Annotated in this window: 11 protein-coding genes; 3 read left to right on the top strand and 8 right to left on the bottom strand. The window is 64.5% G+C overall.

The window, feature by feature from the left end:
• Positions 1 to 101 (top strand): IS3 family transposase (locus ACFFII_RS17320; protein ID WP_377700128.1); only part of this gene is annotated, 101 nt, incomplete at its 5' end.
• Between the two features lie 547 nt (positions 102 to 648).
• Here ACFFII_RS17320 and ACFFII_RS17315 read toward each other — a convergent pair.
• The 3 genes from ACFFII_RS17315 to ACFFII_RS17305 all read right to left on the bottom strand — a co-directional run bounded on the left by ACFFII_RS17315 (position 649) and on the right by ACFFII_RS17305 (position 2,771).
• Positions 649 to 1,629 carry a helix-turn-helix domain-containing protein gene (locus ACFFII_RS17315; RefSeq protein ID WP_377700127.1) on the bottom strand — a complete coding sequence of 327 codons (981 nt, stop codon included), beginning with the start codon at positions 1,627 to 1,629 and terminating at the stop codon, positions 649 to 651.
• An 11-nt stretch (positions 1,630 to 1,640) separates the two neighbouring features.
• Positions 1,641 to 2,414: a hypothetical protein gene (locus ACFFII_RS17310; RefSeq protein WP_377700126.1), complete on the bottom strand. Its 774-nt coding sequence runs from the start codon at positions 2,412 to 2,414 to the stop codon at positions 1,641 to 1,643.
• A gap of 66 nt (positions 2,415 to 2,480) precedes the next feature.
• Positions 2,481 to 2,771: a hypothetical protein gene (locus ACFFII_RS17305; protein ID WP_377700124.1), complete on the bottom strand. Its 291-nt coding sequence runs from the start codon at positions 2,769 to 2,771 to the stop codon at positions 2,481 to 2,483.
• A gap of 666 nt (positions 2,772 to 3,437) precedes the next feature.
• Here ACFFII_RS17305 and ACFFII_RS17300 point away from each other — a divergent pair.
• Positions 3,438 to 3,629 carry an SOS response-associated peptidase family protein gene (locus ACFFII_RS17300; protein WP_377700122.1) on the top strand — a complete coding sequence of 64 codons (192 nt, stop codon included), beginning with the start codon at positions 3,438 to 3,440 and terminating at the stop codon, positions 3,627 to 3,629.
• A 221-nt stretch (positions 3,630 to 3,850) separates the two neighbouring features.
• Here the strand turns inward: ACFFII_RS17300 and ACFFII_RS17295 are convergent, their stop codons facing one another.
• Genes ACFFII_RS17295 through ACFFII_RS17280 form a run of 4 tightly spaced genes read right to left on the bottom strand, consistent with a single transcriptional unit; the run spans position 3,851 to position 6,848 of the window.
• Positions 3,851 to 4,471 (bottom strand): hypothetical protein, encoded by a 621-nt coding sequence (locus ACFFII_RS17295; protein WP_377700121.1) that lies wholly within the window; start codon positions 4,469 to 4,471, stop codon positions 3,851 to 3,853.
• A 13-nt stretch (positions 4,472 to 4,484) separates the two neighbouring features.
• Entirely contained in the window at positions 4,485 to 5,237 is a 753-nt protein-coding gene (locus ACFFII_RS17290; RefSeq protein WP_377700119.1) for a PD-(D/E)XK nuclease family protein, read from the bottom strand.
• Between the two features lie 52 nt (positions 5,238 to 5,289).
• Positions 5,290 to 6,288, bottom strand: coding sequence for a helix-turn-helix transcriptional regulator (locus tag ACFFII_RS17285; RefSeq protein ID WP_377700118.1), 999 nt, complete (start codon positions 6,286 to 6,288; stop codon positions 5,290 to 5,292).
• Positions 6,285 to 6,848, bottom strand: coding sequence for a metallophosphoesterase (locus tag ACFFII_RS17280; RefSeq protein WP_377700117.1), 564 nt, complete (start codon positions 6,846 to 6,848; stop codon positions 6,285 to 6,287). Before ACFFII_RS17280 ends, ACFFII_RS17285 begins: the two co-directional genes overlap by 4 nt.
• 140 nt (positions 6,849 to 6,988) lie before the next feature.
• Between ACFFII_RS17280 and ACFFII_RS17275 the strand changes: the two genes are divergently transcribed.
• Positions 6,989 to 7,879 carry a hypothetical protein gene (locus ACFFII_RS17275; RefSeq protein WP_377700116.1) on the top strand — a complete coding sequence of 297 codons (891 nt, stop codon included), beginning with the start codon at positions 6,989 to 6,991 and terminating at the stop codon, positions 7,877 to 7,879.
• A 70-nt stretch (positions 7,880 to 7,949) separates the two neighbouring features.
• On the opposite strand, the gene ACFFII_RS17270 is transcribed toward ACFFII_RS17275, so the two are convergent.
• Positions 7,950 to 8,177 carry a WGR domain-containing protein gene (locus tag ACFFII_RS17270; RefSeq protein WP_377700115.1) on the bottom strand — a complete coding sequence of 76 codons (228 nt, stop codon included), beginning with the start codon at positions 8,175 to 8,177 and terminating at the stop codon, positions 7,950 to 7,952.
• Positions 8,178 to 8,308: the final 131 nt, after the last annotated feature.

Here is an 8,308-nt window from a genome sequence, read left to right as displayed (position 1 = left end):
TGTTCGACTACGTCGAGCGCTTCTACAATCCGCAGCGACGCCATTCGAAGCTGGGCTATCTCAGCCCGATGGAGTTCGAAGCCCGAGCCATGCGGGCTTAACCCGCTGTCAACGAAACCGGCAGCAGGCCAGTTACGGGCGATCTGACCAAGGCCGTTCAAGGTTGGGCCGCTGAGTAAAAGATCGCTGTTGAGCGGCCGTGGCTTGACTTCGGGCCTATGATCGCTGCCCTACTCACAGATCACCTCGACTTTCACGCCGACGTCGGCACTGCTCCAGGCCTGATCGATGGTTAGAGCGGGAACGCCGAGTTCAGCCGCGAGCGCCAAGCGGCACGATCCCCAAGCGAAAGGCCGAGGGTTCGCGTATCAGGTCGTCGATGAGCTTGACCGATTGCCCGGAGCCGGGGAAAGCCGAGAAGCATTCGGGCCGACAACGTCCTATGTCGGGAAGGATTTGCTGCTTGAGGCGTTAGATCACGGGACATCCGAGCGACCGGATACCCTGAAGATGGTTGCCCAGGCGGGCTCTGCCACGGCTCTGCAGAGAGGGGTCCTTCCGCCTGGGCTCGTCCCCTCGAAGAGGGGACGATAAGGTTCGCCGGATTTGATCACGGCGTGAATGGTACGCGCCATGCTATTGCGGCGGTCAGGTGACAAGGTGCTCAACCGCGAGAGCGGCGAAGCGCCCTGGAGCGCAGTCGAGGGCACTAGCGAGCCGCACGAGATCGTCGATCCGAGCCTCAGTTGTCGCGCCCGCGACGATTGCATCTGTCCAGTCAGGCGGTGTGCCGGCCGCTTCCGCGAGCTCAGCCGGGGTAAGCCCGCGAGCGGCGAGGAGCCGCCTGAGCCGCTCCGGGAAGGGACCGCTTCCCTCGACGAGGATGCGCTTGGCCATCGCGGCTGGCAGCTCTGCGCCGCTATCGCGGCTCGGGATGAAGCCACGCCTGCGCGATAGGAAATCACGCGCCTCGGCGTTGCTGAGACCGTTGATCTCTGCCGCCTTACCTTCGTCCGCCCGTCCCCGGCCGCCTGACTCCCGAGGCGCCGTCCGTAGGCCCTCCTTGTTGATCGTCGTGCGGACGGTCTCCTCGCCGAGTCCCGAGAGGATCGCGATCTGCGCGATGGTAAGCCAATTGCCCCGGTCGAGGTCCCAGCGCGCCTCGAACATGTCGATCACGCGACGGAGCCGGCCAACCTCGCGCTTCATTTCCGGAGGGTCGTTGGGAAGAGGAGAGAAAGAACCCAACGAGCGACGCGCCGGCGTCGGAAGGCCGTTCACGTCCGTCCGCGGGAGATGATCGGCGATCGGGGCGATCTCGTGCCAGACCTCTTCGAGTCCCTGCTTGTCGGGCCACTCCCCATCCTGGAAGGCATAGGCGCGGGCGTCACGCAGGACGTTCGTCAGAGGATGCTGCTCGATCGGCATGTCCTGCCAGAGATGGTCGGCTGGCCAATTCGCGTAGAGGCCCGGCCAATCTTCCTCTGGGAGATCGACTCCGAGGAACTCATCCCGCATGGATTTCGGGAAGTGGTAGAGCGTGCCGAGGATGCCGGCCGTCGCCATGATCACATGGCGGATGTCCCGATCCAGTTCTTCGGGCGAGATGTAGTCGGGGTGCTGCTTCATGGTGGCCTCCCTCATGCCCGGCCGAGCTGCGCCACCTGCGCGCCGAGGCGCTCGGCGGCAGTGAGGAGCGGGGCCGCGCGCGTCTGGCGCGAGGCGAGATGCGCCGGCTTGCGCCCGAGGAACACCGCCACGCGCTCGGCATTGGCACCGCTCGGATGCGGCAGCCCCGAGAGTATCCGCGCCGGATCGATCTCGCCCCGGCCGGCGAGATGGGCCAGCGCTTTCCCGGCCTGCGGACCGAGGGGCAGCCAGAGCGCGTCCGGCAGGAGCCGCACCTCCTCGGCGAGATGAGTCTCGATCATGGCGCGCAGCACCGGGGTCCTGAGCATGTCGGGCGTGCCGTTGTAGTTCCGCCCGCCCAGGAAGGCCGGATATCGCAGCGCCGAGGTGAAGTGGACCCGAGACGCACCCGGAGTGAAGAGCTCCGCCGCGCTGCCGAGCCCGAGATGGCTGGCGACCCCGATCCGGTCGAGCATGGCGACGAGGTTCGCGCGCATCGCCCCCGAGAAGCTGGCGGTGAGCTTGGCGCGGGCGAGCTGTGCTTCAAGGCCAAGATGGCGCGCCTCATGGGCAGCGCGCAACGCATTCACGGCTTGGGTGAGGCCGGGGGTGATGCCGAGGATCGCGAGCTTCGCGCCGCGCTCGATATGGTCGAACGGCGCGTAGACCACGTCGATCTCGCCCTCGCGGCGAATGCGGAGCTGATCGCTCCGGCGCGGATCTGCGAGAGCGGCAGCATCGACGATGGGCAGAAAGCGACGGGCAGTGTCAAGGTTCTGCTGCATGGGCAGGACAAGGCTCCAAGTGGTGCGGGACAGGGTGGGTGAAGGAGTGCGGGTTGCAGCGTGGGCTCAGCGGCGCCGATTGCGGCGGCTGCCGCGGCCGGACCAAGGCCTGCTGCGAATGACGGTGATGATCGCGCCGTCATCGCCCTCGACCACGCGGGCGTGACGGTAGCGACGAAGGTCGGCCGCGACACGGCAGTCGCCATCCGCAGCGAGCGCGATGGCGTCGTCGTCAAGCGAGAGGCAGGTGGCGCCGCGCCGGAAGGACGGGGTGCCGCAATCGATGATGGTCTCGATCACTGCGACTGGCAGGCTGCGCTGCCGGCGGCGGTCTTCGGCGTGTCGGGTGAGTTGCATAGACGATTCTCCTCTCTACAAATCTTCTACATCAATGGAGAAAGTTCCTGCAACAAGAAAATACAATCATACTGTATAGTAGTGTAAATGCCTTGCACGCCCGAGCGGACTGGTGACCTCCCTTGCTGTTTGATGAGGCATCAAAGGCTGCGGCTGAGCGCCACCATGGCCGAGTGCGACGAGATCGAACTGATATACAAATACGCGGCGGGATCTTGTTGGAGGTGTGCCTGGATAAAGACCCGTTAGCAGCCATGCTTCGGACCCAAGATGTTCATGCACGCAGGAGGGCCATTGTGTGGCAGCCGGGGGCCGTGATGGTCTGAATGCCCCAGCCGGAGCCCAGACGCGCACTCAGAAAGCTATGCGCCAGCTTCTCCAGCCTCTCGCTGGGGCAACCGTGCGGGCAACCGTGAATCTGGCAACGTCTACCTTGACCAGGTGGTACCGATCATCCGCAATGCAGCGGTTGCGGACTGCGACTGGTGAAGGCCCGTTGGGCGATGCCGGCCCAAGCGCGGCACCTCACAACCCAACGCTATCCGGCGTGACCAATATCCGCAACATCGCCTCGCCCCACTGGCGGCGATAATTGGACCCTGCACATCACTACCTTGTGCCGCTAACCGCCTTCGCCGAAACGCTCGGCAAGGGCCGCGGCAATCAGTGGTCCGCACCTGGCGACGACGGCCGGCTTTCTTCGCCGGGATCGAGACGCAGGCTTGGCGCTCCGTCCGCAAGGTCAAGGACCGCGAGACTACCGACGACCTGTTCGCCTTTCTGACCACGCCGCCAAACGCGGAGGTCGCGCCGATCCACCCGAAGGCCATGCCCGTAATCCTGACACGGCCTGACTAGTGGGAGTCATGGCTGGCCGCGCCTTGGGTCGAGGCACGCACCTCGCAGCGTCCACTGCCGGATGGCGCGCTGCGGCTGATCGATCAGCCGAGTTGAGGAAGGCCGCGCGTGGAGCGTGCGAGCCGGCCCAGGCGGGTCGGCTCCAGTTTCTTAGGGGCCGCCCGAGCTGCTGAAACAGGGTTAGTGCGAGGCACAGCCTGGCCCACCTGTTCGGCAGACCGTCAGCCCGCCACTCCTCGAATCCGATTGACAAGAAGGTCCAAGTGCTTGCGTGCAGCGTGAATCCTGTCCAGCGCCTCGGCGATAGGCGCAAGGGCAGTGTCGAAATCTTCGTCCTCGAATGCTGCTGCCAGTGCTTCGCGCGTGATTGTGACAGGCACCGTCAGGTCACCTTTTGGGCTCCACGAAAAGCCAGATGCTCGCAAGTTTTCGAGCAAAGCTGGGTCATCGCGGACAATCGTTCTCAGTCTTCCCCTTACGGCAGCTTTGGTACCGGAGTCGCTCAGGATCTCAAACCCCATCCCTGCCCCTTCAACGCCAACAAGGTTGCCGATCCACGACTGGGTGCTCTCGCCAATCGCATCAAAAGCGAAATAGAGATCGAAGTTATCTTCCTCATCCTCCGCCTTCCGCCAGTCGGAAGGCGCGAGATACATGCTGTCCTCAAAACTCATCTCTACTTCACCGATCCAGCCGAACTCATCTCGTTTTCTTGTGAGCAACTTTCCAACAGCTTCACCAAGCGCAGGATCAATTTTGTCATCAACGTAATCATACGTTGCTTCAAGTAGGTCGATGTTGCGAACGATAGCTGCGGCTACTGAAAGATCAGCGTCAGTCATGATGGTTCTCCTGTCAGAAATCGACGATGTGATCAGCAAAGCGTACGATGAGTTGCCGGACGAAGTCGCGGTCGTGGCCGCGTGCGCCTGCTGCGCCACGTGCAGCGATGGCAACGTCCTGCCAAGACGTTGATCGTATGCCCGGCACCTCAGAGCTGAATGGCGCCAGCAGGATGACGTGCGGTGTTCGGCGGGTCAGGTTGGCAAGGCCATTCATCGCGACCAGATACCGTTCGAGCTGTTCGCGCCCCAGACCAGCATCTATCTTTATCTCGATGGCGATAAGATGTGCAGCGGTTTCGACGACCAGATCAACCCGATCGGTTCGGTCGTTCATCGGGCAGAGTTCAGTGCGGATACGGTATCCCGGCGTGAGCTCTTCACCCCAAGAGATTTCAGGAATTGCGCGGGACAGGTAAGAAGCGAGAAAGTGCCGCGAGGTCGCGCCGCCGAAATCCTCGGACCATAATCCTGCCAGTGTTGCTGCGTTCCGCAGTTCGTTGCGCTTCAGCCCCGCAATCTTCCACGGGTTGAGCAGTCCGACGCGCGCTCTTTCGCGTGCCAGTGGCGCCTTCAGTTCCTCAAAGGCCTGAACCAGTGCCGTGGCCGAGGGAGCAGGCCGGACAGCCTGGCGGGCTTTGGTGCGCAGGGGAGCCAGCGTGTCGAACAGTTGCTGGAGATTGGCAGTGGTCAGCTTATCCGTACTGGAATTTTGTCGCATGGGTGCAAGCGCAGCAAAAAAGGCATTCAGTCGATTGGCGTCCATGTCATGCTTTCGGCGAAATGAGTTTCCATGTTCGGGAAGGTCATCAGCAGCGTCAATCCCCGCCCGCTCTTGCCGCCGCGGCGACACGCAGGCGCCAGGCGTCGCACAGCGCCTCGGGCGCGATGATCTGCACCCGGTCGCCCCATCGGAAGAGATGGTCGCACATCTCCTCAATGCCGCCCGCCGTAAAGCGGACCGTCAGGCTGCCGTCGGGCTCGTCGGTCAGGCTCTGGCTCGGGTGGAACTGCCACAACCGCGCCTCGGCCGCAGCCTCGGGCAGAAAGCGCCATTCGACCCTCATCGGCTCCTCGCGCCAGACGCCGAAGGATTCGGACAGCCAGTCCGACAAGATGAAGCCCTCAGGAGGCATGAAGGGCTGGTCGAGCGGCTCGACCCGGTGCAGGTTTGCCAGCCGGAACAGCCGCAGGTCATCAACGTACTCACTATAAGCCAGCAGATACTGCCGTCCCGACCCCATCAGCAGCGCGACCGGGCCGAGTTCGATGTTGCGCGACAGCCGCCACGAGCCGGCGTTGAGATAGTCGCATTCGATCCACACCCCCGCCAGGATCGCCTGGCGCAGCGCAGCCAGCAGTGGCTCGGACAGGGCCTCTCGCGGCCCGGGACGCAGCGCCACGCCATCGGCCTCGAGCAGCGCCTCGATATCCGGTGCAAGGCGGGTGCGCGCCTGCGGGCTCAGCGCCGCCTGAAGCCGATCGGCGAGAGCCGACACACGATCGGCAGCGGAACGGTCACCCTCTCGCCTCAGCAGCGCTTCGGCCCTGTGCCGCGCCGCCAGTTCCTCCAGCGTGGGAGCCAATGCACGCGACAGCGCCGGGCCTGTCAGAACCCAGCGCTTGGGAGGGCCGGGATCGCCCTCCTCCAGCTGCGGCAGGGCGCGCAGCAGCGCGTCGCGCATCCGCTCGGCGGCGCGGCGTTCGATGCCGGCGATTACCTGGATATCGGCAAGGGTGATGCCGTCGCGCCGAGCCTCCATCCTGAGGACGACCCGCAGCAGCGATTCAAGCTTGGCATAGCGCGCGTCCGTCACCTCGCCGCCTCGCGGCCCTTGCCTTCCGCAAGATCATGCAGGCGCGAAGCCGGCAGTGTCAGGGCTGCAAGCTCGGCCTGGTCCGGAGTGACGGGTGCAAAATCCCACTGATCGACGCCCACGTTCACCTGCCCGCGCGCACCCCGCCAGCGGGTGTGGACATGACCAAAGGCGTTCACCGCGCCGGTCCGCGCGCCGTTCCAGGTGACCAGCGGATAGTGACACAACACGAAGCGCTGTCCGCCCGTGTCCAGTTCGTAAAGGTCGTGGACCGACGCCCAGGGGAATGCCGAGACAAGCCAGTCGGGATCGTGATTGCCGCGGACCAGATGCTTGCGGCCGGGCAGCGCTGCAAAGGCGGCCCAAGCGGCGGCGCGGCCGGCGTCCGTCTCGCAGGCGGCGAAATCGCCGAGGATCCACAGGTCGTCGTCCGGGGCGACATGGGCGGCGCGCGCGATCATCACGGCATCCATCGCGGCCGCCGAAGCAAAGGGCCGGCCAAAGAACTGCCGCACGGGATCATCGGCAAAATGGGTATCGGCGGTGAGGTAATGCGCCATGCGGGTCTCCGGCTCGGGGCTTGCCGCAGAGTATCGGGAGGCGACCGAGGCAGGGCAAGAACGGGGGTGGGACAGCACGTCCTCGAATGACGTACTGGTTGGCTATGTTGGTCCTCATGGACGGCAACAAACGGACTCGCATGACGCTGAACCTGATCGACACCCCCGAATTTCATGCCCTGATCGATCACGAACTGGCTGCTGCAGCCTCCGTCTTGTCCCCGTGGCTGCCGGGCGCGCGGAGCTTTCTGCGAAGGCACCTCCTCGACCCGGACCATGCGACGCGGACCCGGCCGTCCAGCCTTGACCCGGGATGGGTGCGGACGCGCTTTGCTCAAGGCGAGTTGCTTCATCGCTTGGGCAAGCAGGGACTGCGGCGGGCTGCCTTGGATGTGGGCCAAATGGTCGATCTTCTGGTCGAGATCGCAACCGTGGCCGGTGAACGGGGCCATCCCCTTCGTCCCGAAGCCGCTGCCCTGTTGCGATCGCTGCCCCACGTCCGACGTCCGGCGAACGGAGCGAACGCCCCGCTCATCGCCCGGATCCGTGCCTTTCCTCGGCGCGCAAGGACAGCACTGCTCAGGGCAAGGCGGCATCAGCCGATCTGCGCGCCTGAAACGATCCGTGCCGGATTGCTGACAGGTATGCGCTGCACCACCATGAACGAGGTGCTGAACCTCGGCAGCGAGGCCCGCAACTGCCTGGCGTCGCCGTTGAAACGGCATCTCGCCATCCAGGCCGGCGAGGAGGAAATCTGGGCGCTGCGCTCGCCCAAGGGTCTGGTCGCGGTCCTTGCCATCAGGCCCGGGCCGCGGCGACTGATCGAACTGAGCGGCCCGGACAACCAGACCGGTGTGTCGGGCCATGGAGCCGATCTGGCCGACTGGTGCCAAGCCGCCGGAGTGATGGTCAGCCGCCGGTGCCAGATCCGGCTGACAGACATCCTGCCGCCCCAAATGACGCTTCCCGAGACGTTCGAGGATCTTGACGATTTCGAAGATGGTTGGGAGGAGTGGTTGGAGGCGTGCTGACTCGTCAAGGAGGCGGGAGGCGTACCGCGCAGATGACCAAGGCCCATGTCAGACCCTCGCAGTCATTACCTCAAGACGTGTATCCCCGCCTGCGCTTTCCCTTCAGGAGAACCAAGAAGGCAGCCTCTGCCTCTTGAGGCTCATTGAACCAGTCCGTCCGGCTCCGACCCGAGGTCCCGATGCGTCCCCAGTGGCGCACCACACCTCGCTCGCCGAAGAGGCTGGTGGCGAACTCCAGGCTGTAGAAACGGTGCATGTTGCAGTTGGGATCGCTTCGGGTGAGCCTGACGGGAGTCACGTCCACCCCGGCAGGCGCACCATCAAGGGCCGGCAAGGCCTCGGGAGAGCCAGGCGGATGCGCAGCAGGTGTGGTCTTGCCCCCGTTTCACCGGACACTCAGGCGGTTGCGGTTTGAGCTGCGATGAACTC

The sequence above is a fragment of the Paracoccus niistensis genome, assembly GCF_042432925.1.
Taxonomy (GTDB): Bacteria; Pseudomonadota; Alphaproteobacteria; order Rhodobacterales; family Rhodobacteraceae; genus Paracoccus; species Paracoccus niistensis.
This window is presented reverse-complemented; position numbering and strand designations above follow the sequence as displayed.

Excerpts from the sequence above, each read along its gene's own strand:
- ACFFII_RS17315 (WP_377700127.1), bottom strand. The coding sequence starts at position 1,629 with ATGAAGCAGCACCCCGACTACATCTCGCCCGAAGAACTGGATCGGGAC.
- ACFFII_RS17295 (WP_377700121.1), bottom strand. The coding sequence starts at position 4,471 with ATGACTGACGCTGATCTTTCAGTAGCCGCAGCTATCGTTCGCAACATC.
- ACFFII_RS17290 (WP_377700119.1), bottom strand. The coding sequence starts at position 5,237 with ATGGACGCCAATCGACTGAATGCCTTTTTTGCTGCGCTTGCACCCATG.
- ACFFII_RS17310 (WP_377700126.1), bottom strand. The coding sequence starts at position 2,414 with ATGCAGCAGAACCTTGACACTGCCCGTCGCTTTCTGCCCATCGTCGAT.
- ACFFII_RS17280 (WP_377700117.1), bottom strand. The coding sequence starts at position 6,848 with ATGGCGCATTACCTCACCGCCGATACCCATTTTGCCGATGATCCCGTG.
- ACFFII_RS17305 (WP_377700124.1), bottom strand. The coding sequence starts at position 2,771 with ATGCAACTCACCCGACACGCCGAAGACCGCCGCCGGCAGCGCAGCCTG.
- ACFFII_RS17275 (WP_377700116.1), top strand. The coding sequence starts at position 6,989 with ATGACGCTGAACCTGATCGACACCCCCGAATTTCATGCCCTGATCGAT.